Source organism: Burkholderia sp. Ac-20344 (genome assembly GCF_017104975.1).
Taxonomy (GTDB): Bacteria; Pseudomonadota; Gammaproteobacteria; order Burkholderiales; family Burkholderiaceae; genus Burkholderia.
This window is the reverse complement of the sequence record NZ_JAAGPP010000080.1, coordinates 1-23654: the sequence shown is the minus strand read 5'-3', so window position 1 is coordinate 23654 and position 23654 is coordinate 1. Positions and strand designations below refer to the sequence as shown.

Annotated in this window: 17 protein-coding genes; 14 read left to right on the top strand and 3 right to left on the bottom strand. The window is 68.4% G+C overall.

Annotated features, from left to right (window positions below):
* Positions 1 to 112 precede the first annotated feature (112 nt).
* Entirely contained in the window at positions 113 to 1684 is a 1572-nt protein-coding gene (locus G3N64_RS23325) for a hypothetical protein (RefSeq protein WP_205786015.1), read from the bottom strand.
* Positions 1685 to 2002: 318 nt separating this feature from the next.
* Between G3N64_RS23325 and G3N64_RS23320 the strand changes: the two genes are divergently transcribed.
* The 8 genes from G3N64_RS23320 to G3N64_RS23285 all read left to right on the top strand — a co-directional run bounded on the left by G3N64_RS23320 (position 2003) and on the right by G3N64_RS23285 (position 11916).
* Positions 2003 to 2623 carry a TetR/AcrR family transcriptional regulator gene (locus G3N64_RS23320; protein ID WP_205786014.1) on the top strand — a complete coding sequence of 207 codons (621 nt, stop codon included), beginning with the start codon at positions 2003 to 2005 and terminating at the stop codon, positions 2621 to 2623.
* A 234-nt stretch (positions 2624 to 2857) separates the two neighbouring features.
* Entirely contained in the window at positions 2858 to 3916 is a 1059-nt protein-coding gene (locus tag G3N64_RS23315; protein WP_205786013.1) for an NADP-dependent oxidoreductase, read from the top strand.
* Positions 3917 to 4015: 99 nt separating this feature from the next.
* A complete protein-coding gene (locus G3N64_RS23310; protein ID WP_205786012.1) occupies positions 4016 to 4315 on the top strand; it encodes a putative quinol monooxygenase in 300 nt (99 codons plus the stop codon).
* 134 nt (positions 4316 to 4449) lie between these two features.
* Positions 4450 to 4905 (top strand): (2Fe-2S)-binding protein, encoded by a 456-nt coding sequence (locus G3N64_RS23305; protein WP_205786011.1) that lies wholly within the window; start codon positions 4450 to 4452, stop codon positions 4903 to 4905.
* Position 4906: 1 nt separating this feature from the next.
* Positions 4907 to 7129, top strand: a complete 2223-nt coding sequence (locus tag G3N64_RS23300) for a xanthine dehydrogenase family protein molybdopterin-binding subunit (RefSeq protein WP_205786010.1) — start codon at positions 4907 to 4909, stop codon at positions 7127 to 7129.
* 15 nt (positions 7130 to 7144) lie between these two features.
* A complete protein-coding gene (locus G3N64_RS23295) occupies positions 7145 to 8443 on the top strand; it encodes a cytochrome c (RefSeq protein WP_205786009.1) in 1299 nt (432 codons plus the stop codon).
* Positions 8444 to 8590: 147 nt separating this feature from the next.
* On the top strand, positions 8591 to 10036 hold the full coding sequence (locus tag G3N64_RS23290) for an NAD-dependent succinate-semialdehyde dehydrogenase (RefSeq protein WP_205786008.1): 1446 nt from the start codon (positions 8591 to 8593) through the stop codon (positions 10034 to 10036).
* 401 nt (positions 10037 to 10437) lie between these two features.
* Positions 10438 to 11916, top strand: a complete 1479-nt coding sequence (locus G3N64_RS23285) for a diguanylate cyclase (RefSeq protein WP_205786007.1) — start codon at positions 10438 to 10440, stop codon at positions 11914 to 11916.
* Positions 11917 to 11966: 50 nt separating this feature from the next.
* On the opposite strand, the gene tagH is transcribed toward G3N64_RS23285, so the two are convergent.
* Together tagH and G3N64_RS23275 are read right to left on the bottom strand one after the other, a co-directional pair.
* On the bottom strand, positions 11967 to 13415 hold the full coding sequence (gene tagH, locus G3N64_RS23280) for a type VI secretion system-associated FHA domain protein TagH (protein WP_205786006.1): 1449 nt from the start codon (positions 13413 to 13415) through the stop codon (positions 11967 to 11969).
* Between the two features lie 44 nt (positions 13416 to 13459).
* Entirely contained in the window at positions 13460 to 13846 is a 387-nt protein-coding gene (locus G3N64_RS23275) for a TssQ family T6SS-associated lipoprotein (RefSeq protein ID WP_205786005.1), read from the bottom strand.
* A 628-nt stretch (positions 13847 to 14474) separates the two neighbouring features.
* On the opposite strand from G3N64_RS23275, the gene tssJ reads away from it, so the two are divergent.
* From tssJ to G3N64_RS39870, 6 genes are all read left to right on the top strand, one after another.
* The gene (gene tssJ / locus G3N64_RS23270) at positions 14475 to 14990 is read left to right on the top strand and encodes a type VI secretion system lipoprotein TssJ (protein ID WP_205786030.1); all 516 of its coding nucleotides are present in this window, start codon (positions 14475 to 14477) and stop codon (positions 14988 to 14990) included.
* On the top strand, positions 14987 to 16408 hold the full coding sequence (tssK, locus tag G3N64_RS23265; RefSeq protein WP_205786004.1) for a type VI secretion system baseplate subunit TssK: 1422 nt from the start codon (positions 14987 to 14989) through the stop codon (positions 16406 to 16408). The genes tssJ and tssK overlap by 4 nt, the downstream gene beginning before the upstream one ends.
* Positions 16409 to 16423: 15 nt before the next feature.
* Positions 16424 to 17746 (top strand): DotU family type VI secretion system protein, encoded by a 1323-nt coding sequence (locus G3N64_RS23260; RefSeq protein ID WP_205786003.1) that lies wholly within the window; start codon positions 16424 to 16426, stop codon positions 17744 to 17746.
* A gap of 1 nt (position 17747) precedes the next feature.
* Complete coding sequence (gene tssM / locus G3N64_RS23255; RefSeq protein WP_205786002.1) at positions 17748 to 21374, top strand: type VI secretion system membrane subunit TssM; 3627 nt, start codon at positions 17748 to 17750, stop codon at positions 21372 to 21374.
* The gene (gene tagF, locus G3N64_RS23250) at positions 21356 to 22051 is read left to right on the top strand and encodes a type VI secretion system-associated protein TagF (RefSeq protein ID WP_205786001.1); all 696 of its coding nucleotides are present in this window, start codon (positions 21356 to 21358) and stop codon (positions 22049 to 22051) included. The genes tssM and tagF overlap by 19 nt, the downstream gene beginning before the upstream one ends.
* Before the next feature lie 70 nt (positions 22052 to 22121).
* Positions 22122 to 23654: serine/threonine-protein kinase (locus G3N64_RS39870; RefSeq protein ID WP_241021164.1), on the top strand; the 1533-nt coding region annotated here is incomplete at its 3' end.

Below are 23654 nucleotides of genomic sequence, written 5' to 3'. Positions count from 1 at the left end.
TCAGCCGAAGGCGACGCACGCCCGAAGCCTGCAAGCCCGAAGCCTGACAAGCAGGCAAGCAAGCAACCGAGACCACCACACCGCCGATCGCTCACCCACGCACCGATCCAAATCAACTCGCCACATACCGCGACGGCAGCGCCGGCGCGTCCGCCGGAATCGTGACGAGCGACGTGTTCAGCCAGGCCTGCGGCGTACCGTTCGACTGAGCATAAGCGCCGACGTAAGGCATCATCCGCGTCGTCTGATAGACCTGCGGCGTCCACCCGGCGGGCGCGAGAAAAATCGACGTCGCGCGCTTCTCGCTATACGCGGACGCACCATACGTCGAGATGTTCCACAGCGTCTGCTGATACGTCGCATAGTCGGCGTTGTGCCGCGACCCGCCTGCCTGCCAGCCTTCGAGCTGGATGAACGTGTTGTACGTGCCGGCGCCCGCGAGCAGGTTGTTCACCGTGCGCCCGTACAGGAACGACAGGATCAGCCCGCAATTCGCCGGCGCGAAATCGCTGCCGACGCTCAGGTAATAGCGGCCCGTCGTGTTCAGGACCGACGCGTAGTGCGAGTTGCCGATATCCGTCGACGTCGTCAGCCCGCTCGCACCCATGAAACTGTCGAACGCCTGCATCGTGACACCCGCCGGCAGGTCGCTCGCCGCGCTGATCGCGACGATATGCGAGCCGGCCGCCAGCAGCGTCAGGAAGGCGGAAAGCGTGCCCGCGATCCAGTTGCCCTGCGCATCGACGAACGGAAACGCGCGGTAGCCCGACAGCGCGAACACCGCCGGATCGGAGCCGGCCTGCCACGCGATCTGCGGCACCCACATCGTCAGCGGGCCGGCGTTCGATGCGCCGGACACGTACTGCTTCAGCGCATCGATGAGCTGCGCATCGGCAGCGGGCAGCACGCCATGTGCCGCGCCGTTCTGCCAGCGCTGCACCCATTGCGCGACGAAGCCCGCGAGCTGGCCGCCGGTGAAGTCGGCGGGCGGCACGTAGCCGAGCGGGCCCGTGCTTTGGTACGCGGACTGGATCGCAGCGGCCGTGCGCACGTTGCTGCCGAACATGCTGTTCGCGAAATCCTGGCCGTTGTTGGCCGGCGGCGTCGCGAGCTGCGCGAGCGGGACGACCCACGCGCCGTTCGCGGTCGCGACGCCGCGATACAGCGTGAGATTCGCGACCGAGTCGTGACCGGGGAACGTGGCGGCGTCGGCGCCCGACACGTAGCCGGCCGACGGCGTGACGCCGACGGTGGTCGGTTGCGACCCGAACGGATGCGTGTACGAGATCGCAAACGACGCATCGCCGCCTGCAAGACCGAACGATCCCGTGCAATCGCCCCAGCTGCTCGACGCGCTGACGGCGGTCGCTTGTCCGGTCGCGACCTGCGCTTGCGACGCCTGCGGCAGCGAGCCGCCCTGGCTTGCCGCATTGCCGTATGCGAGCGTCGTCGACGGGATCGCATTGACGACGTTGATCGTGATCGAGCGGTCGGCGATGCCGTAGCTGCGCGTGGACGCATCCGCGGCACCGGCGGCGGCAAACGACGACGCGGGCGTCGGGCTGCCGTCGCCGCCGCAGGCAGCCAGCGTGCCGACGAGCGGCGACAGGGTCAGCGCGGCGCCGCGCTGGATGAAGCGCCGGCGGTTCGGCGCGGACGGGCGTTCGGGTTTCGAAGCGGTCATGGGCGTTCCTGGTCACGGGTTCGATAGACGGCAGCGGACGATCCGGCGCATTGCACACGTGTGCAATGCCGACCGAAGCTTCCCGATTGCCGGCACATGCGCCGCACGTATTTAAGCGGGAGATCGATGAAACGCCCGCGACGAAACCGAGTCGAGCGTATGACGCCACGCACACCGCAACGTGCGGCAACGCGGGAGAGGAGGGAGGAATGCCGGCGCGGCGTTTGGGCGCCTGACCGGGATCGGGTAAAGTGCCGCTCAACATGCCGGATCGATGTTACTAGACGACCGGTCTAATCGTTGCTACCATACGCCATCATGAATGCATCTTCAGGCGCGGAAGTCCGCCAGCACATCCTGAATATCGCCAAGCCGATCATGCTCCACAAGGGGTTTTCGGCGGTCGGCCTGAACGAGATTCTCGCTGCGGCGGGCATCCCGAAGGGCTCGTTCTACCATTACTTCGGCTCGAAAGAGGCATTCGGCGAAGCGCTGCTCGAATCGTATTTCGACGGCTATCTCGCGCATCTCGACAACCTGCTCAAGCATCAGGCAGGCACGGGCGCCGAGCGCCTGATGACGTACTGGCGCAACTGGCTGCACACGCAATGCGCGGACGATCCGGAAGGCAAGTGCCTCGCGGTGAAGCTCGGCGCGGAAGTGTCGGACCTGTCGGAGGCGATGCGCGCGGTGCTGCGGCACGGCACCAGCCAGATCATCGAGCGGCTCGCGGGCGGCATCGAGGCCGGGCTGGCCGACGGTTCGCTGAGCGGGGTCGCCGATCCGTCGCATACGGCCGCGATTCTCTACGAGCTGTGGCTGGGCGCAACGCTGCTGGAAAAGATTCACCGCAACCGCAAGCCGCTCGAAAGAGCGATGGTCGAAACGCGGCGCATGCTGAACCTGCCGCCGATCGAGCATGACGGAGCGCAGTCGTAACCCGGGCGCGCATCGGCGCGCCTTGTTTTTACCCCGATTCTAGACGACTGGTCTACTCAAACACGTATGACGAACGTGCCACGCCGCGTTACGCTGTCCCGATTGTTTCAACCGCACGCAGGCGGCCGCGCCAGCCTGACCGCCGACGCTGCCGCCTGCGCGCGCCTTTCGCTGGTCCATCCCTGATTCGATCGTGCCCATGAAGCACGTCCATTCCTGTTGACGGAGGCTCACATGCCGCAAAGCAAGACCGTAAATCGCCAGATCATCCTGAATTCGCGCCCCGTCGGCGCGCCGACGCCGGGCAACTTCCGCGCCGAGACCGGCGACGTGCCGACGCCCGGTGCCGGCCAGGTGCTGCTGCGCACGGTCTGGTTGTCGCTCGACCCGTACATGCGCGGCCGGATGAGCGACGCGCCGTCCTACGCGCCGCCGGCCGAACTTGGCCAGGCGATGGTGGGCGGCACCGTCAGCCAGGTCGTCGCATCGAACCTGCCCGCGTTCCGCGAAGGCGATCTCGTCGTGGCCGGCGCCGGCTGGCAGGACTATGCGTTGTCCGACGGCCGCGACCTGATTCCGCTCGGCCGCGACTTCGCGCATCCGTCGTACGCGCTCGGCGTGCTCGGCATGCCGGGCTTCACCGCCTATACGGGGCTGCTGAAAATCGGCGAGCCGAAGGCCGGCGAAACCGTGGTCGTTGCGGCGGCGAGCGGCGCGGTCGGCGCGGTGGTCGGCCAGATCGCCAAGCTGAAGGGCTGCCGCGTGGTCGGCGTCGCGGGCGGCGCCGACAAGTGCGCGTACGCGACCGATACGCTCGGCTTCGACGTGTGCGTCGACCACCGCGATCCGGCGTTTGCCGCGAAGCTGAAGGACGCGTGCCCGAACGGCATCGACGTCTATTTCGAGAATGTCGGCGGGGCCGTGTTCGACGCGGTGTGGCCGCTGCTGAACGACCATGCGCGCGTGCCGGTATGCGGGATCATCGCGCATTACAACGACGCGGCATACGACGACAAGGCCGTGTCGACCGGCCGTGACCGCGTGCCGGCGCTGATGGGCACGATCCTGCGCAAGCGCATCCGGATGCAGGGTTTCATCATCCTGGATCACTATGCAACCGGTTATGCGTCGTTCCTGAAGGACATGAGCGAATGGGTCGCGCAGGGCAAGGTGAAGACGCTCGAGGACGTCGTCCCCGATCTCGCCGACGCACCGGAAGCGCTGATCGGATTGCTCGCCGGCAAGAACTTCGGCAAGGTCGTCGTGCGCGTGGGCCCGGACGAACTGGCCTGATGCCTCGGCACGGCGACACCCAACGGCTGCACGCTGGCGTCACGCAACGCCGGCTTGTGGCATGCTCGATTCCGCTATCGACGATAGGAGAATGACAAGATGGCGCTTCACGTGATTGCTTCCCTGTTCCTGAAACCCGAACACGCGGAGGCCGCCGAGGCCGAACTCCGCAGCATGGTCGCGAAGACGCGCACCGAACCGGGCAACCGGCGCTACGACCTGTTCCGCGAGCAGGACGGCTCGCCGAACCTGCACCTGTACGAGATCTACGACGACCAGGCCGCCTTCGACGCGCACCTCGCGAGCCCGTATTTCGGTGAATTCCGCACGAAGTCGGCCGACTGGTTCACCGCGCCGCCGGTCATCAAGGTGCTGTCGGCCATCGACGTCGCCGAGTAACACGCAGCAACACCGTCGCGGCCCGCTCCCACCCGGGTCGCACGGCGCCCGCTGCGCGGCGAGCGGCGGCGAGAACAACACCACGCGGCGCATCGTTCGCGCCGCTTCCCCAATACACCGGCCCCGGAGGCTGAATGATCACCCTCAACATCAACGGCGCAACCCGCTCGGTCGACGCCCCCGACGACATGCCCTTGCTCTGGGTGCTGCGCGACGTCGTCGGCCTCACCGGTACGAAGTTCGGCTGCGGGATCGCCCAATGCGGCGCGTGCACCGTGCATCTCGACGGTGTCGCCGCGCGCTCGTGCGTGCTGCCGGTCGCGGCCGTCGCGGGCCGCAAGATCACGACGATCGAAGCCGTCGGCGCGACACCGGCCGGCCACAAGGTCCAGCAGGCATGGCGCGAGCTCGACGTCGTCCAGTGCGGCTACTGCCAGTCGGGGCAGGTGATGGCCGCCACCGCGCTGATCGCGTCGAATCCGAACCCGAGCGACGCCGACATCGACGCGGCGATGGCCGGCAACATCTGCCGCTGCGGCACGTACAACCGGATTCGCGCGGCCGTGAAGCAAGCCGCGAAGGAGGCCTGAGATGTCGCGAGGACTGATCGAAGCCGGCCGGGCCGGCACAGGCGTGTCGCGCCGTTCGTTCATCAAGCTCGGCATGTCGCTGGGCGCGGCGGCGGGTGGCGGCCTGCTGCTCGGCTTCAGCCTGCCGGCCGCGGGCGACGATGCGCGCCGTTCGGTGATCGGCGGCGACGGCGATGAAACCGCGCGCGCCGGCGTGTTCGCGCCGAACGCGTTCGTGCAGATCGACCGCGCCGGCAAGGTCACGCTGGTGATGCCGAAGGTCGAGATGGGGCAGGGCGTCTATACGTCGATTCCAATGCTGATCGCGGAAGAACTCGAAGTGCCGCTGTCGAGCGTGACACTCGACCATGCGCCGCCGAACGAGAAGCTGTTCCTCGATCCGCTGCTCGGCGGCCAGCTCACCGGGGGCTCGACGTCGATTCGCTACGCGTGGGAACCGCTGCGCCGTGCAGGTGCGACCGCACGGACGCTGCTGGTCGCGGCCGCCGCGAAGCAATGGAACGTCGATCCGGCATCCTGCCGCGCCGCGAACGGCGAGGTGCAGCATCCGCCGAGCGGCCGTCGCGCGTCGTACGGCCAGCTCGCCGATGCCGCGGCCAAGCTGCCGGTGCCGAAGGACGTCGCGCTGAAGAAGCCGGCGGATTTCAAGCTGATCGGCACGCCCGCGAAGCGGCTCGATTCGCCGGAGAAGGTCGACGGCACCGCGCAGTTCGGGCTCGACGTGCGCCTGCCCGGCATGCTGTATGCGGTGATCGTGAACAGCCCGGTGTTCGGCGGTACGGTCGCGAGCGTCGACGATACAGCCGCGAAGAAGATCCCCGGCGTGCGTCAGGTCGTGCGCGTCGACAACGCGGTGGCGGTGGTCGGCGATCACACGTGGGCCGCGAAGCGCGGCGCGTCGGCGCTGGTCGTGAAGTGGAACGAAGGCGCGGACGCGAAGGTGTCGATGAAGGACATCGTCGCGGATCTCGCACACGCCGCGGAAAACGGCAAGGGCGGGGTCGCACGCAAGGAAGGCGACGTCGGCAAGGCATTCGCGAATGCGAAGACACGCGTCGACGCCGTCTACGAACAACCGTTCCTCGCACACGCGACGATGGAACCGGTGAACTGCACGGTGCACGTGCGCGGCGACGGCTGCGAGATCTGGGTCGGCACGCAGGTGCCGACGCGGGCACGCGATACCGTGCAGCAGCTCACCGGCCTCGCACCCGACCGGATCGTCGTGCACAACCACCTGCTCGGCGGCGGCTTCGGCCGGCGGCTCGAAACGGACATGATCGGCCAGGCCGTGAAGGTCGGCAAACAGGTCAACGCGCCGGTGAAAGTGATCTGGACGCGCGAGGAGGACATCCAGCACGACATGTACCGGCCGTACTACTACGACAAGATCTCCGCCGGGCTCGACGCGAACGGCAAGCCGGTCGCGTGGCAGCATCGGATCGTCGGCTCGTCGATCATCGCGCGCTTCGCGCCGCCCGCGTTCCAGAAGGGCGTCGATCCCGATGCGGTCGAGGTCGCGGCCGAGCTGCCGTACGACCTGCCGAACCAGCTGGTCGACTACGTGCGCCAGGAGCCGCGCCACATCCCGACCGCGTTCTGGCGCGGCGTCGGGCCGACGCGCAGCACGTTCGTCGTCGAGAGCTTCGTCGACGAACTGGCCGCGCAGACCAAGACCGACCCGGTGCAATACCGTCGCTCACTGCTCGGCAAGACGCCGCGCGCGCTGAACGTGCTCGACGTCGCGACGAAGGCGGCCGGCTGGGGTGGCGCGGCGCTGCCGACGGGGCAAGGGCGCGGTGTATCGGTGATGCACGCATTCGGCAGCTTCTTCTCGATCGTCATCGACGTCGCGGTGGATAACGGCGAGGTGCAAGTGAAGCGTGTCGTGTGCGCGGTCGATTGCGGCATGGTTGTGAACCCGAACACGATCGAGGCACAGGTGCAGGGCGGCATCATTTTCGGGATCACGGGCGCGCTGTATGGCGAGATCACGATCGAGGACGGCCGCGTCGTGCAAAGCAACTTCACCGATTACCGGATGATGCGGATCAACGAGACGCCGCCGATCGACGTGCATCTGGTGAAAAGCGGCGAAGCGCCGGGCGGGATCGGCGAACCGGGTACGGCCGCGACGGCCGCGGCGCTGTCGAACGCGATCTTCGCGGCGACCGGCAAGCGGCTGCGCAAGCTGCCGGTCGGCGACCAGCTGAAGACGGCTTGAGGAGAGGCGACGAACATGCACAACCTGATCCTGAAGATGCTCGGCACGTCGTTGCTCGCCGTGTCCGCGCTGCTGGCCGGCACGGCCGCACATGCCGCGCAGACGGCGCCGGCCGACAGCGCGCTCGTCGCGCGCGGCGCGTATCTCGCGAAAGCGGGCGACTGCGTCGCGTGCCACACCGCGCCGCGCGGCACGCCGTTCGCCGGCGGCCTGAAGATGGTCACGCCGATGGGCGCGATCTACACGACCAACATCACGCCCGATCCGGAGACGGGCATCGGCGGCTATACCGAGGCCGACTTCGCCAGTGCGTTGCGCAAGGGTGTCGCGAAGGACGGTCACAACCTGTATCCGGCGATGCCGTACCCGTCGTACGCGAAGCTGAAGGACGACGACGTGAAGGCGCTGTACGCGTACTTCATGCACGGCGTCGAACCGGTGAAGCAGGCGAACCGGCCGGCCGACATCCCGTGGCCGCTCAACATGCGCTGGCCGCTCGCGTTGTGGAATTGGGTGTTCCTCGATACGACGCCGTACGCCGACAAGCCGTCCAAGGACGCGGTGTGGAACCGCGGCGCGTATCTCGTGCAGGGGCTCGGGCACTGCGGGTCGTGCCACACGCCGCGCGGCGTCGGCTTCCAGGAGAAGGCGCTCGACGAAGGCGGCACGGCGTTCCTGTCGGGCGCGCCGATCGACAACTGGTTCGCGTCGAACCTGACCGGCGAGCACAACACGGGGCTCGGCCGCTGGAACGAGGCGGAGGTCGCGCAGTTCCTGAAGACCGGCGCGAACCGCCATGCGACCGCGTTCGGCTCGATGGTCAGCGTGATCAACCACAGCACGCAGGCGCTCTCCGGCGACGATCTGGCGGCGATTTCCCGTTACCTGAAATCGCTGCCGGCGGCGGGCGGCACGGGCGCGCCGCCGTACAACTACGATCCGAAGGCGACGCAGGTCGCGCTGGGGCGGCCGGCAGCCGATCCGGGCGCGAAGGTGTATAACGCTTACTGCCTGCATTGCCACGGTGCGGACGGGCGCGGCTACGCGCCGCTGCTCGCGCCGCTCGCCGGCAATCCGAACGTGCTCGAAGCCGATGCCGCGTCGCTGATCAACGTGACGCTGAACGGCAGCGAGACGCTCGTGATCGACGGCGTGCCGTCCGCGTACCCGATGCCGGCGTTCTCGAACCAGTTGAACGACCGGCAGATCGCCGACGTGCTGACGTTCATGCGCGCCGGCTGGAGCAACGGCGCGCCGGCCGTGCAGGCGGCGGACGTCGCGAAACTCCGCAAGGCGACGGCGGCCGCGCGCTGAGCGCGGCCCCATGCGGAACGATGGCGGGCCGGCGTGCCCGCCGCTGCCGGGTGCGTGCCTGCCCCGGCAGCCTGGCTTTTTCTGTCAACCGGCGCGCGGCCGCTCTCGGCAGCGCGCGTTTTATCGACGCAATGTAGGGGTGTCTGGATGGCTAACGTGACTTATACGGATACGCAACTGCTGATCGACGGCGAGTGGGTCGACGCCGCGAGCGGCAAGACGATCGACGTCGTGAACCCGGCGACCGGCCAGTCGATCGGCAAGGTGGCCCACGCGGGCATCGCCGATCTCGACCGTGCGCTCGCCGCCGCGCAACGCGGCTTCGAGGCCTGGCGCAAGGTGCCCGCGCACGAGCGCGCGGCGACGATGCGCAAAGCAGCCGCGCTGGTGCGCGAGCGCGCCGACGCGATCGCGCAGCTGATGACGCAGGAGCAGGGCAAGCCGCTCATCGAAGCGCGCGTCGAAGTGCTGTCGGCAGCGGACATCATCGAATGGTTCGCGGACGAAGGCCGCCGCGTGTACGGCCGGATCGTGCCGCCGCGCAACCTCGGCGCGCAGCAGACCGTCGTGAAGGAGCCGGTCGGCCCGGTCGCCGCGTTCACACCGTGGAATTTCCCGGTCAACCAGGTCGTGCGCAAGCTGAGCGCCGCGCTGGCAACCGGCTGCTCGTTCCTCGTGAAAGCACCGGAAGAAACCCCGGCGTCGCCGGCCGCGCTGCTGCGCGCCTTCGTCGACGCGGGCGTGCCGGCCGGTGTGATCGGCCTCGTGTACGGCGACCCGGCTGAAATCTCGTCGTACCTGATTCCGCACCCGGTGATCCGCAAGGTCACGTTCACGGGTTCGACGCCGGTCGGCAAGCAGCTCGCCGCGATGGCGGGCCTGCACATGAAGCGCGCGACGATGGAACTGGGCGGGCACGCACCGGTGATCGTGGCCGAGGACGCCGATGTCGCGCTCGCGGTGAAGGCCGCCGGCGGCGCGAAGTTCCGCAACGCGGGGCAGGTCTGCATTTCGCCGACGCGCTTCCTCGTGCACAACAGCATCCGCGACGAATTCACGCGTGCGCTGGTCCAGCATGCCGAAGGGCTGAAGGTCGGCAACGGCCTCGAGGAAGGCACCACGCTCGGCGCGCTCGCGAACCCGCGCCGGCTCACCGCGATGGCGTCGGTCGTCGACAACGCGCGCAAGGTCGGCGCGAGCATCGAAACCGGTGGCGAGCGGATCGGCTCGGAAGGCAACTTCTTCGCGCCGACCGTGATCGCGAACGTGCCGCTCGAAGCGGACGTGTTCAACAACGAGCCGTTCGGCCCGGTCGCCGCGATTCGCGGTTTCGACAAGCTCGAAGACGCGATCGCGGAAGCGAACCGTCTGCCGTTCGGTCTCGCCGGCTACGCGTTCACGCGTTCGTTCGCGAACGTGCACCTGCTCACGCAGCGCCTCGAAGTCGGGATGCTGTGGATCAACCAGCCGGCGACGCCGTGGCCGGAAATGCCGTTCGGCGGCGTGAAGGACTCGGGCTACGGGTCGGAAGGCGGGCCGGAAGCGCTGGAGCCGTACCTCGTCACGAAGTCGGTGACGGTGATGGCCGTCTGACGGTCGTCGATCGATCGCGTGCGCGGCGCCGCTGGCGTGGCGCGCGCGATCGGCGCGGGCCGGGCGCTACGCCCGGTCTCTCGCCGGTTTTTCCCGCCGGCCGTGCATTCGAACGGCAACCGGCCGGACATTTCAATACGCGCGCCACTTCGGCGGATTGTTTCAATTTCGTCATCAGCGACGACACACGCCACACCACACCCCTCGGTGAATGGGCGCCGGCACCCGGTGCCGGCCCGCGCGGAACGCGATCCGCTCGACACCGCTCAGGTCACATCGTCAGCAACCTGACAAGTACGGACTGCACCTCGTACCCGGGCGCCGCACTTTTTGGTATAGGTTATCCATAACCAACCATAACGACCGGTGCGTCAGCGTCGGCCCAATCTGAGAGGAAACGGATGCATCCGCGCTCGGCAGCGCCGTACTACGTCGTGCTCGCGGGGTCCTTGATAGCGTGCGCGCTGATGGGCCTCTGCGTGTTGCAGTTGTTCCAGAGCCGTCAGGACGCACTCGATCGCGCACGCGATACGTCGCGGAATCTGGCGCTCGTCGCCGAGCGCGATATCGAACGCAATCTCGAGTTGTACGGCCTGTCGCTGGAGGCCGTGATCCAGGGCCTTCGGCGCCCGGACGTGATGGCGGCCTCGCCGGCCTTGCGCCGCGGCTTCCTGTTCGATCACGCGATGACGGCGCAATTTCTCGGCTCGATGCTCGTGCTGGATTCGGCCGGCAACATCATCCTGGATTCGGCGAACGACGTGCCGCGACAGGGCAATTTCGGCGACCGCAAGTACTTTACGGTTCACCGGGACGATCCGAACGCCGGGCTTTACGTCAGCGATCCCTATGCGTCCCGCCTGCGCGGCGGCTCGCTCAGCGTGGCGCTGACGCGCCGCGTGTCGAATCCGGACGGCTCGTTCGGCGGCATCGTGATGATCGCGGTCAATCTCGAATATTTCCACACGCTGTTCGCCGGCCTCGCGCTCGGCTCGCATGGCGCGATTTCGCTGGTCGGCACGAACGGCATCATGTTCATGCGCCAGCCGTACGACGTGCACACCGTCGGTCGCGATATCAGCAAGGCGGCGACGTTTCGCCATTTCCGGACGGCGCCGGAAGGCTCGTTCGTCGAGACCTCGTCGATCGACCACGTGCGGCGCCTCTACTACTTCAAGACGCTGCCGCACCTGCCGCTGATCATCATGGTCGCCGAGGCGGAGCAGGACATCTACGCCGCCTGGCGGCGCCGCGCGATCACGATCGGCGCGCTGGTGGCGACCTTCGGCGCGGCGTTCATCGCACTGTCCTTCATGCTGGGCACCCAGCTGCGGCGCCGGATGCGAGCCGAATCCGAGCTGGTCATGCTCGCGCGCACCGACGGCCTCACCGGGCTCAACAATCGCCGGTCGTTCGGGGAAGTGCTGGACCTCGAATGGCGCCGAGCACGCCGGGCCCGCTCGGTATTCTCGCTGCTGTTCGTCGACGTCGACCGCTTCAAGGCCTACAACGACACGTATGGCCACCAGGCCGGCGACGACGCGCTGGCCGCGGTTGCCCGGTGCATCGGCGACAACATCCGGCGTCCCGCGGACACCGCGGCCCGCTATGGCGGCGAGGAATTCGTCGTGATCCTGCCCGATACGCCGGCAACGGGCGCGACCGAGATCGCCGAAAGGATTCGTGCGGCCATCGACGGACTGGCGATCGAACATGCGGAAAGCGAATTCGGGCGCGTCACCGCGAGCATCGGCGTGGCAAGCTGGGCCCCCGGGCAGGACGGGGAGGTCGAGTCGGTGATCAAGGCGGCCGACGACGCGTTGTACCTCGCGAAGGAAACCGGGCGAAACAAGGTCGCCGCGCGTGAAGCGGACACCTGACGCCACCGCCGGCGCGTATCGCCCGCTGCCGGTGGCGGGCGGTTCGACGCTCAATGCCGGCCGCTGCCGCGATAGCTTTCCACTTCCGCGTCGTACGCCGCCAGAAACGCCTTGCCGAATACCGACGCGAAATCGTCCTCGATCGCGAACACCGTGTCGCGATGGGTCGCCGCGTAGCGATCCCACATCCTCGCCTTGTACAGCACGGGCACGCGCTTCTCGTACCAGCGCATTGCGTCGCCCCGCTCGCGCAGACGTTGCGGCGAGAAGCGCGTCAGCAGGTCCATCAACGCGGCGCGCATGCCGGCGACCATGCCGATCTGGTGCGCATGCAGATCCTGGAACGCGTCGCTGACCGCGCTCTGCGGCGACATGAAGCCCGGCAGCGGCAGCCCGAACATCTGCCGCAGCACAGCGCCGCCGTCCGGCAGCAGCTTCAGCGGGTTGTTCTCGCGATCGAGCAGCATCGTCATGTGCGCCTTCACCTCGCGCTTCAGGATGCTGCGCGACGACAAAAGCTCGACCGTGCCGTTCGCGAACAGCGCCAGCAACTGGCCCGCGATGTACAGCTGTTCGGCCGACCACTGATGGGATTCGGCCGCCGTATCGAGCCCCGCGCCTTCGAAGAACGCGTTCAGCAGTTCATCGGGCGTCGGCGCGCGCGCCGCATGCGGCGCCGGTTCGTCGGCCGGCCGCGTATCGGTGCGCGCGGCGGCCGGCTGCACGCGCACGTGCTGGGTCCACTCGGGCGCATGGTCGGCCTGCGTCGCAGAGGACGCTTCGCGATCCGCGTTGCCGCGATCGACTTGCTGCGTCGTGCCGGCCGCGCCGAGATCGCCCGACGACTGCGCGAACAGGTCGAGCGGATCGGTCGACAGCTGGTGCAGGTCGCGCTGCGAAGGCGCGGGCGGGGCGGCCTGCGTCGCGCGGTTCGCCGGCTGCGCTGCATCCGCACGTGCGGGGCCGCTTGGCCGCGTACCGGCGTCCGCCACCTTGCCGCGCGGGGCGAGACGATCCTGGAGGAGCCCCCACAGCCGGTTGCCGGCGCCTTTCGTATCGACACGCGAAGGCGATGCTTGCCCGCGCGCCGCTGCTGCCGCTGCCCGCCTGTCGACGGGCAGGCCGGAATCGGGGGCCATGTCGATGACCGGTGCATCGCCGCCGTCGCCGCCATCGCCGCCGTCGTCACGTTCGGCACGCAGCACGTACGGCCCGATGCGGATGATGTCGCCGGTATTGAGCGGCCGCTCCTGCGCATAGCCGACCGGCTCGCGGTTCACCTCGATCGTCGATACGCTGCTCAGGTTCTTCAGCAGGCAGGCGTCGTCGCCGACCTGCAGCAGCGCCTGCAGCCGCGAGATCTGCCGCGTGTCGTCGCGCAACACGAGATGGTTGTCGCTGGCCCGGCCGATGGTGCCGCCCGGCGGATGAAACACGACGGCGTCGTAGGAGTCGTTTTCGACCGGCTCGCCGGCATGTTCGATCACGATCAGTTGCATGTCATACGTCGCTCGGTGAAGCGCTCGCGTGGAAACCGGCTCGTTCAGGATGACGACGCATGCTTGCGGCGCGCGAATTCGAACGCGGGCCCCCAGATCGGATGCCCCTTCTCGGCAGGGGACAAGTCGAAGCGCGGGTTGAGGTCGAGAATTTTCGAGAACTCGGCGCGGCACGGCGTGATGCGGTTCGTCACGCAATAGCTGAACGCGAGGAGCTTGTGCGCGGCAACCTGCGTATCGGTGTCGGCGCCGTCGACCTCCTTCGCGTGGCTCAGCAGCGCGATCGTGCGCCCGTAGTCGCCGCTGGCGTACGCGGCGCGTGCGCTGTCGACCGTCGCGCGGGCCGCCGACTGTGTCGGGGACGTACTGCACCCGCCGGCCCCCAGCAACCATGCGCCGAGGAAAAGAACGAGCGATGAACGACCTTTCATTATCGAAATTGAAGATTTGCGTAATTGGAAGGTGCCACACAAGCGCTGTTGGATTCTAGTGCCAATCATAAGCGCCGAACCAGCTGTTACGTTTTGTTTCATTTCGCCAATCCATTTCCACCTGAATACAGAATCGACTACGAATTTCAGCACTTGTGAATCCGGAAAAACGGCCTATAGTTCGCTGTGTTTTTCGGATTCGTCTGTTGTTTGGTCGGCGCACGTCAATGCACGAGAAACCGGAGCGTCCGTTCGTGCGCAACGAATAGCCGGTACACCTTCTGCGTCGCGAGCGCTCGTTGCCCGGTGGCCGGCCGGCTTGCGCCCCGAGCCCATCCGACAGGTGTTCACGCCATGAAACCGGGCCGCCAGGGCGCACCGGCCGGATTAACTTTTCCCATTAATCTATCAGTCTCAATTAAATAGCCCATCATTTATAAAAATCGACTTTCAAAACCCAGAATGATACGACCCGGCTTTTTACAAGAATAATTTGCCGGAACGAATTTCATTGGATGGATATGCGAGCCACACAATTACCGATCAATTAATTGTCCCTTTTAAAATCAGATCACCCGGTTTCGAAGTTGAAAACCGGCGCGCGGCTATTGGGTGGCGAGGGTGGAATATGCAATGGCGGTCGAGCAGTTTCATTGTATGGGGATGCGTGATGCTGTTGCCGGGATGCGGCGCGACGGAGCACGCCGCGGCGGTGCCGTATGCGATCACGGTTGACGTTGCGCCCGACGTCAACCCTGACATGAACCGCAAGCCTTCGCCGATCGTGCTGAAGGTGTTCCAGCTTCGCGCGGCGTCGTCGTTCGACAGTGCCGATTTCTTCTCGCTGCAGGACAAGCCGGAGAATGTGCTCGGCGCGGACCTGCTCGGCACCGACCGCGTGATCCTGCGGCCCGGCGAGTCGCGCACGCTGCACTATCGCGGCAACGTCGAGGCCGGCGCGATCGGCGTGGTCGCCGAATACCGCATGCTCGACAAGAACCGCTGGCGGCTGACGGTGCCATTGCCGCGCGCGAAGCAGCTCAATCTCTACAAGTTCTGGCAGACGTCCCCGGGCGAGCTGAAGCTGGCGATCGCGGTCAGGAACGGCGGCATCGCGCTGAACGATGCGAAGGGGCGCCCATGACCGAACCGACGATGTCCGCGACGCCGGTCGCGGCGCTCCGCCAGCGGGTGGTATGGACCGAGGGGATGTTCCTGCGGCCGCAGCATTTCCAGCAGCTCGAACGGCACTGGGAACGCTACGTCGCGCTGCGCTGCCTGCCGCTGCAAGGCTTCTACTGGGGCTTCGACATGCTGGAGCTCGATCGCGAGCAACTGGCGCTCGGCAAGGTCGCGCTGCGCACCGCGTCGGGCGTGATGCGCGACGGTACGCCGTTCGACCTGTCCCATCCGGACGATCTCCCCGAACCGCTCGACGTGCCGGCCGACGCGAAGGACCAGCTCGTCGTGCTCGCGCTGCCGCTGTGGCGCGGCGGCGGCGAGGAGGTGTCGTTCGGTGCTGGTGCTGGTGCTGGTGCTGGTGCAGGCGGCGGCCATGCCGCAACCGGCTCGAACGGTAGTGCCGACGTCGCACGCTACGTCGTGCGCGAATACGAAGTGGCCGACGCGAACGCAGTTGCGCTCGGCCCCGCGCTGCTGCAGACGGGCCGCCTGAACGTGCGGCTGATGCTCGAAGCCGAGCTGACCGGCGACTGGCATGCACTCGGCGTCGCGCGGATCGTCGAGCGGCGCACCGATGCGCGGCTGCGCGTCGACGACGGCTACATTCCGCCGCGCCTCGTCGCGCAGCACGACGCCGTGCTGCTGGCCTATACACGCGAGCTGCACGGGCTGCTCACGCAGCGCAGCGAAGCGCTCGCGGAACGGCTGTCGGAGCCCGGGCGCGGCGGCGTATCGGAAGTCGCGGATTTCCTGCTGCTGCAGCTCGTGAACCGCTATCTCGCGCTGACCTGGCATGCGCAGCAGCACGTGTCGACGCATCCGGAGACGCTGTTCTGCGACTGGCTGAAGCTCGCGTGCGACCTGAGCACGTTCACGGCGGCCGGCCGGCGCCCGCAGTCGCTCGCCGTCTACGTACACGACGACCTGCGCACGAGCTTCGCCGAACTGATGACCGAGCTGCGCCGGTCGCTGTCGACGGTGCTCGAGCAAAACGCGATCCAGATCGAGTTGCGCGATGCGGGCAACGGCATCCGCGTCGCGACGCTGGCCGACCCGGCGCTGCGCGACACGGCCGGCTTCGTGCTCGCGGTGCGCGCGGACGTGCCGGCCGACAGCCTGCGCACGCGGTTTCCCACGCAGGCGAAGCTCGGGCCGGTCGAGCGGATCCGCGATCTCGTGCAGTTGCAGCTGCCGGGTATCACGATGCGCCAGTTGCCGGTCGCGCCGCGGCAGATCCCGTATCACGCGGGCCATACGTACTTCGAGATCGACAAGGGCAGCGACCTGTGGAAGCAGCTGGCGCGCTCCGGCGGTCTCGCTTTTCATTTCGCCGGCGAATTCCCTGGGCTCTCGATGGAGTTCTGGGCGATACGCGGGTAAGGGCGGGGCGACGCGATGAATTCCTCCTCCGATTCGATCTCCCCCGGCACAGGCGGATTCGTGCCGCCGAATCCGGGCGGCATGCATCCGGCCGCGGCGGGCGCGGCCGGCCCGACCGCGACGCAACCGCGCCCCGGGCGCTGGGCCGCGAGCGGCACGAACCCGCTCGTCGCGGCCGCGAATCCGTTGCTCAACCTGGTGCCGCAGATCCGCTCGACCGTCCATCATCCGAATCCGGCGTGGCTGCGCGAGCATCTGGTGGTCGAGATCCGGCAGTTCGAGGCACGTGCGCAGGAGGCCGGCGTGCCGTCGGAAGCGATCATCGGCGCGCGCTACTGCCTGTGCACGGCGCTCGACGAGGCGGCCGCGCTGACGCCGTGGGGCGGCAGCGTGTGGTCATCGCACAGCCTGCTCGTGTCGTTCCACAACGAGACCTGGGGCGGCGAGAAATTCTTCCATCTGCTCGAACGTTTGTCGCAGCAGCCGCGCCAGCATCTCGACCTGCTCGAGCTGCTGTATTTCTGTCTCGCGCTCGGCTTCGAGGGCCGCTATCGCGTGCTCGACAACGGCCATGCGCAGCTCGACGCGCTACGCCACCAGCTCGCACTGACGATCCGCTCGGTGCGCGGCGAATTCGAGCCGGCGCTGTCGCCGCACTGGCGCGACGTCGTCACGCGCGACGTCGCGCGCCGGTTCGTCGTGCCGCTGTGGGTATGCGTGGCGCTCGCGCTGCTGATCGGTTTCGGCGTGTTCGTCGGGCTGCGGATCGCGCTCGCCGGGCATTCGGATCGGCTGTTCGCGTCGATCGACGCGCTGCACGTGCCGAAGCTGCAGCCCGCGCAGGCGCCGCCGCGCCCGGCGCCGGCGCCGCGCATCGCGAAGTTCCTGGCACCGGAGATCGCGGCCGGCCTCGTGTCGGTGCGCGACGACGCCGATCGCAGCGTGATCGTGCTGCGCGGCGACGGGTTGTTCAAGTCCGGCTCGACTTCCGTGATCGACCGCTACGTGCCGGTGCTCGCGCGGGTGGCCGATGCGCTGAACCAGGTGCCCGGCAACGTACGCGTGACCGGCTATACCGACGACACGCCCGTGCATACGGCACGCTTTGCGTCGAACTGGGACCTGTCGCGCGAACGCGCGGAAGCCGTGCGCGGCATGATCGCCGCGCGGCTCGACCATCCGGAGCGGCTCGCGGCGGAAGGGCGCGGCACGCTCGACCCGGTTGCGCCGAACGATTCGCCGGCGAACCGCGCGCTGAACCGGCGCGTCGAGATCACGCTGCTGCCGGCGCCCGGCAGTGCCGCCGCCGGCGCGAGCGCGACGCAGGGGGCCAACTGACATGAACCAGGCTGTCGCGCGTTTCGTCCGGCCGTTGCCGTCGCGGGAGATCTGGACCTTCGCCGGTCTTGTCGTGCTTGCGTGCTTCGTATGGCTCGCAGGCCCGCTGTTCGCGTTCGCCGAGGTGCGGCCGCTCGACAGCGGCTGGGCGCGCGGGCTCACGATCGCTGTGCTGTTCATCGCGTGGGGCGCCCGCGTCGCGTGGCGCAGCTGGCGCGCCGGCCGGCTCAACGCGCAGTTGCTGAACCAGCTGCGCGAGGCTGCTCCCGGGCCGGCCACCGCCGACGATCCGGCGAAAGCGCAGCTCGACGAGTTGCGCAGCCGCTTCGACGAAGCCGCGACGCTGCTGAAGAAAGTCCGCTTCGGGCAGGCCGACGCGGTGCGCAAGGGCCTGCCGCGCTGGTTCGACCGGATGTCGCGCCAGTACCTGTACCAGCTGCCGTGGTACGTGTTCATCGGCGCGCCGGGCTCGGGCAAGACCACCGCGCTCGTGAATTCCGGGCTCAGCTTTCCGCTCGCCGAGCAGTTCGGCCGCGCGGCGATTCGCGGCGTGGGCGGCACGCGGCATTGCGACTGGTGGTTCACGAACGACGCGGTGCTGATCGACACCGCCGGCCGCTATACGACGCACGAGGGCAATCGCGCACTCGACGAGGCCGAGTGGAAGGGCTTCGTCGACCTGCTGAAGAAATACCGCACGCGCCAGCCGCTGAACGGCGCGATGCTGACGATCAGCGTCGCCGATCTGCTCGGCGCGTCGGAGGCCGAGCGCACGCAGCACGCGATGGTGCTGCGCAAGCGGCTGCTCGAACTGCGCGCGCAGCTCGGGATCCGCTTTCCCGTGTACCTGCTCGTGACGAAGGCCGACCTGCTCGCGGGCTTCGCTGAGTATTTCAGCAGCTACGGCCGCACGGAATGCGCGCAGGTGTGGGGCTTCACGTTCCCGCTCGCGCAAAGCGAGGCGCCGGGCTTCGACCTGCGCGCCGCCTTCGACCGCGAATACCGGCTGCTGCACCAGCGGCTGAACGACGGTCTGCCCGAACTGCTCGCCGCGCAGACCGACGCGCGCCAGCGCGAGATGACGTACCTGCTGCCGCAGCAGATCGCCGACCTGCAGGACATGCTCGGCCAGTTCGTCGCCGAGGTGTTTTCCGTGTCGAGCTACGAGCCGATGCCGATGCTGCGCGGCGTGTACCTGACGAGCGGCACGCAGGAAGGCACCGCGTTCGATCGCGTGATGAGCGGCATCAAGCGCTTCCTGAAGATCGAGGGCGTGCCGCCGGTCGCGCAGGTCGGCTCGACCGGGCGCAGCTTCTTCCTGAAGGCGCTGCTGCAGGAACACATCTTCCGCGAAGCCGCGCTCGCCGGCAGCGACCTGCGCTGGCACCAGAAGCGGCGCGTGCTGCAGATTGCCGGCTACGTGCTGCTCGCGCTGGTGTGCGTGGCCGTGCTGGTCGCGTGGCTGCGCAGCTATTCGAACAATCGCGCGTATCTCGGCCAGATCGCCGCGCGCGTGCCGGCCGTCGATGCGCAGGTCGCCGGCGCGAAATTCTCCGATGCCGCCGACGTCGCCCGCCTGTTGCCCGTGCTCGATGCGCTCGGCGGCCTCGCGAATACGGGCGGCGTCGACTTGCAGCATCCGCCGCTCGCGTACCGGTGGGGGCTGTTCCAGGGCGAGAAGATCGACGAAGCCGTCGACGCCGTGTACCGGCGCGCGCTCGAAGACGTGCTGCTGCCGATCGCGGCGAGCCGGATGGAGGCCGCGCTGCGCGACGCACGGCCCGACGAGACCGAATACGCGTATGCGGCGCTGAAGGCGTACCTGATGCTGTACGACAGCGCGCACTACGATCCCGCGTTCGTGCAGGCCGTCGTCGATCTCGAAATGGAACGTGCGCTGCCGCCCGATTTCTCGCCGGCCGAGCGTACCGCGCTGCGTGCGCATCTCGCCGCGCTGTTCGGCAACCGCGTCGCGGTGTCGCCGTATCCGATGAACGAGCGGCTCGTGGCCGACGTGCGCGACCGGCTGCGGCAGGTGCCGTTCTCGCAGCGGCTGTACCGGCAACTCACGCTCACGCTGCGGCCGGCAACCGCCGCGTTCGACTTCAGCGTCGCGCGGGCGGTCGGCCCCGATGCTTCACTGGTGTTCCGCCGTCAGAGCGGCAAGCCGCTGTCGGAAGGCGTGCCGGGCCTCTATACGCGCAACGGCTATCGCAACGTGTTCGCGCCGCGCCTGGCCGGCGAGGTCGAAGCTTACGGTCGCGAGGAAGTGTGGGTGCTGAACCTCGGACTGTCCGAGATTCCCGGGCCGAACGATGCGGCCGCGTGGGCCCGCGATATCCGCCAGCTCTACCTGAACGACTACCTGAAGATCTGGGACGACTCTCTCGCCGACATCAAGCTGCAACGCACCGCGACGCTCGCGCAGAGCATCCAGGTGGCGCGCGCGCTGTCGTCGGCCGATTCGCCGCTCACGCGGCTGATGGTCGCGCTCGCGCGTGACACGGCGCTCGGCGATGCGCCGGGCGGGGCGCGCAATCTCGCCGCGCGCGCGCAGGACAAAGTCGACGAGGCGCGCAGCTCGCTGTCGCAGATCTTCGCGGGCCAGGGCAGCAATGCGAACGCGTCCGCGGCGGCGCCCGCGAGCGCCGAGCAGATCGTCGACAGCCACTTCGCCGGGCTGCGTGCGTTCGCGCCGGGCAGCGGCGACCAGGCCCAGGCGTTCAACGAGGTGTTGAAGTCGATCGACGCGCTGTACACGTACCTGACGGCCACCGACGACGCACTGAGGAGCGGCGCACAGCCGCCGCCGTCCGACGCGCCCGCCAGGCTGCGCGCACAGGCCGGCCGCCTGCCGACGCCGTTCCGGGAAGTGCTCGACGACCTGTCGAACGTCGCGAACGGCAGCGTCGCGACCGTCGAGCAGCGCAGCGTCGCGACGCGGGCCGGCGCGAACGTCGGCGACTTCTGCCGGCAGGCGATCGCGGGCCGCTATCCGTTTGCGCGCGGCGCGTCGCGCGACGTCGCGCCGGCGGATTTCGCGCAGATGTTCGCACCCGGCGGGCTGATGGACGACTTCTTCCAGAAGAACCTGCAGTCGATCGTCGATACGACGTCGCACCCGTGGCGCTTCGCGAACCGCAACGCGGACGCCGATCCGTCGGCCGCCGCGATGCTGTCGTCGTTCGAGAAGGCGGCGGTGATCCGCGATGCCTATTTCGGCGGCGGTGCGCGCACCGCGCAGCTGAAGGTGCAGATCCAGCCGCTCGAAATGGACCCGGCGATCACGGAGATGGTGCTCGACGTCGACGGGCAGATCGTCCGCTACGCGCACGGCCCGCTCGTGCAAAGCGCGGTGGACTGGCCGGGCCCGCGCGGCAGCAACCAGGTGCGGCTGCAGGTGTCCGGGCAGGCCGGTGCGACCGACGGCTTCACGGCCGGCGGGCCGTGGGCGCTGCACCGGCTGTTCGACCGCGCGGCCGTGTCGGCCGGGCGCGGCTCCGACCAGATGATTGCGCGCTTCACGGTCGACGGCAAACCGATCGTGCTGCAAGTGAATGCGGGCAGTGTCCGCAACCCGTTCAGGCTGCCCCAGATGGAGTCCTTTACATGCCCTCCGAAGCCATGAGCCCGACACCGCCGTTCACGCGTACCGACAGCGATGCGCCGGCCTGGTACGGGAAGATTCCCGGCGCCGGCGACTTCGTGAACAGCCGGCTGCCGCATGCACTCGCGCTGTGGTGGGAGCGCTGGCTCCAGCAGGGGATGGCCGCGATGCGCCAGCGCGGCACGGACGAGATCGAGCGCCATTACACGGTCGCACCGATCTGGAATTTCCTGATTCCGGCGGGCGCCGGCGCGTCGTGCGTGCAGCCGGGCTGCCTCGCGCCGAGCTGCGACCGCGTCGGGCGCTACTACCCGGTGATCGTCACGCTGCCGATGCGCGCGGCCGATTACTGGAACGGGCTGCCGGATGCCGCCGACGCGTTCTACTGGCAGGTCGGCCAGGCGCTGCTCGACGCGATCCGCCATGCGCGCGCGCCGGGCGATCTCGAGCGGACGCTCGAGCGCGTGCGGCTCGCACCGGGCGACGACCGGTACGCGGACATCGTCGACGGCATGCCCGCGCCGCCGCCGCAACGGCCGGCGCCGGCTGCGTGGCCGGGGCTGTCCGGTTACTTCGATCCGCACGGCGGCACCAGCTTCTGGTGGACCAACCGCGCGGACGGATCGCCGCTGCGCACGCATGCGCATACGGGCACGCCCGACAACGCGCTGTTCCTGACGCTGTTCGGCGGCGGCTAGCGACCCGGCTTGGGGCGGCGGGCTGGCGGGCTGGCGGGCGGAAAGGACGCGGTTTCGAGAGGTGGTGGAGATGAAGGACGCTGGATCGAGAGACAACGAGCACGACACGGCGACACGCGGCGACGCATCCGAATTCACGGTGCGGCCGCTGCCGCTCGGCCATCGCCTGGGCGAACTGCAGCTCGACGAGGTGCTGGGCATCGGCGGTTTCGGGATCGTCTATCGCGCGTTCGACCGCACGCTGCGGCGCGCGGTCGCGATCAAGGAGTACATGCCGTCGATGCTGGCCACGCGCGGCGGCGACTATACGGTGTCGCTGCGCTCCGAGCGGTTCGCGCAAGCCTTCGACGCCGGGCGCGGCGCGTTCCTCAACGAGGCGCGCCTGCTCGCGCAATTCGATCATCCCGGGCTCGTCAAGGTCCTGCATTTCTGGGAAAGCCACGGCACCGCGTACATGGTGATGCCGTTCTACGAAGGGCGCACGCTCAAGCAACTGCTCGACGGCGGGATGCGGATCAGCGAGACGCAGTTGCGCAACATCGTCGGCGCGCTGCTCGGCGCGCTCGACACGCTGCATCGCGCGCAGTGCTTCCATCGCGACGTCGCGCTCGACAACGTGCTGATTCGCCCGAACGGCAGCGCGATCCTGCTCGACTTCGGCGCGGCGCGCAAACGGATCGGCGATCTGGTCGACGATGGCGCGATGATGATCAAGCCCGGTTACGCGCCGATCGAGCAGTACACCGACGATCCGGCGTTCAGCCAGGGGCCTTGGACGGATCTTTATGCACTCGGCGCGGTGATGCACGCGATGATCACCGGCGAACTGCCGCCCGCGGCGGTCGTGCGCAGCATCAAGGACACGTACCGGCCGCTCGCGTCGCGCGAACTGCCGGCCGGCGAGGTGTACAGCCCCGCGTTCCTCGCGGCCGTCGATCATGCGCTGCAGCTGCGGATTCCGGACCGGCCGGAATCGGTCGCGGCGTTCGCGGCGGAGCTCGGGTTGCGGGACTTCGACCGGACAGGCGGTGGGTATGGCGCGGCGGTCGTGCCGCCGGTGAGTGATGCGGGCAGGAGCGGGGAAGGGAAGGGTGAGGCTTCTGCTGCGTCCGGCACTGCGGCCGCCGCCGCCGCGACGTCGATCGGCGCGGGCGGGAACGCTTCGGGCAACGCTGCGCCGGATGGGCGGGCGTCAACGCCCGCGGGTGGGGATCATGCGTCCAAGCCCACGGACACGGCATCCGTATCGTCCGGCGTGTCCGGCGCGTCCGGCGCCCAGCCGGAGACCGATGATGCGCCTTCGACGCTCAAAACGGCCGCGCAAGGCGCTGCGATTGCGGCTGCGGGCACGACCGCACCGTATCCCGCCGCATCGGCATCGACATCGTCATCGGGCGGCGCATCCGTGCCGACCGGCGCCCAACGCAGCCAGGCCATCGCCGGATCGCGCAACCGCCGCCTGCCGGTCTACGTCGGCAGCGCGCTCGTCGCACTGATCGCCATCGGCCTCGCCGCGACCTATCTGTCGCGTCCCGCCCGCGTCGCCGACGAGCCCGCGCCCGTCGCGAGCCAGCCGCAGGCCGGCATGCCGCCACCCGCGAGA

Excerpts from the sequence above, each read along its gene's own strand:
- G3N64_RS23285 (WP_205786007.1), top strand. The coding sequence starts at position 10,438 with ATGCATCCGCGCTCGGCAGCGCCGTACTACGTCGTGCTCGCGGGGTCC.
- G3N64_RS23260 (WP_205786003.1), top strand. The coding sequence starts at position 16,424 with ATGAATTCCTCCTCCGATTCGATCTCCCCCGGCACAGGCGGATTCGTG.
- G3N64_RS23310 (WP_205786012.1), top strand. The coding sequence starts at position 4,016 with ATGGCGCTTCACGTGATTGCTTCCCTGTTCCTGAAACCCGAACACGCG.
- G3N64_RS23290 (WP_205786008.1), top strand. The coding sequence starts at position 8,591 with ATGGCTAACGTGACTTATACGGATACGCAACTGCTGATCGACGGCGAG.
- G3N64_RS23315 (WP_205786013.1), top strand. The coding sequence starts at position 2,858 with ATGCCGCAAAGCAAGACCGTAAATCGCCAGATCATCCTGAATTCGCGC.
- G3N64_RS23275 (WP_205786005.1), bottom strand. The coding sequence starts at position 13,846 with ATGAAAGGTCGTTCATCGCTCGTTCTTTTCCTCGGCGCATGGTTGCTG.
- tagH (WP_205786006.1), bottom strand. The coding sequence starts at position 13,415 with ATGCAACTGATCGTGATCGAACATGCCGGCGAGCCGGTCGAAAACGAC.
- G3N64_RS23300 (WP_205786010.1), top strand. The coding sequence starts at position 4,907 with ATGTCGCGAGGACTGATCGAAGCCGGCCGGGCCGGCACAGGCGTGTCG.
- G3N64_RS23320 (WP_205786014.1), top strand. The coding sequence starts at position 2,003 with ATGAATGCATCTTCAGGCGCGGAAGTCCGCCAGCACATCCTGAATATC.
- G3N64_RS23305 (WP_205786011.1), top strand. The coding sequence starts at position 4,450 with ATGATCACCCTCAACATCAACGGCGCAACCCGCTCGGTCGACGCCCCC.
- tssK (WP_205786004.1), top strand. The coding sequence starts at position 14,987 with ATGACCGAACCGACGATGTCCGCGACGCCGGTCGCGGCGCTCCGCCAG.
- tagF (WP_205786001.1), top strand. The coding sequence starts at position 21,356 with ATGCCCTCCGAAGCCATGAGCCCGACACCGCCGTTCACGCGTACCGAC.
- G3N64_RS23325 (WP_205786015.1), bottom strand. The coding sequence starts at position 1,684 with ATGACCGCTTCGAAACCCGAACGCCCGTCCGCGCCGAACCGCCGGCGC.
- tssM (WP_205786002.1), top strand. The coding sequence starts at position 17,748 with ATGAACCAGGCTGTCGCGCGTTTCGTCCGGCCGTTGCCGTCGCGGGAG.
- tssJ (WP_205786030.1), top strand. The coding sequence starts at position 14,475 with ATGCAATGGCGGTCGAGCAGTTTCATTGTATGGGGATGCGTGATGCTG.
- G3N64_RS23295 (WP_205786009.1), top strand. The coding sequence starts at position 7,145 with ATGCACAACCTGATCCTGAAGATGCTCGGCACGTCGTTGCTCGCCGTG.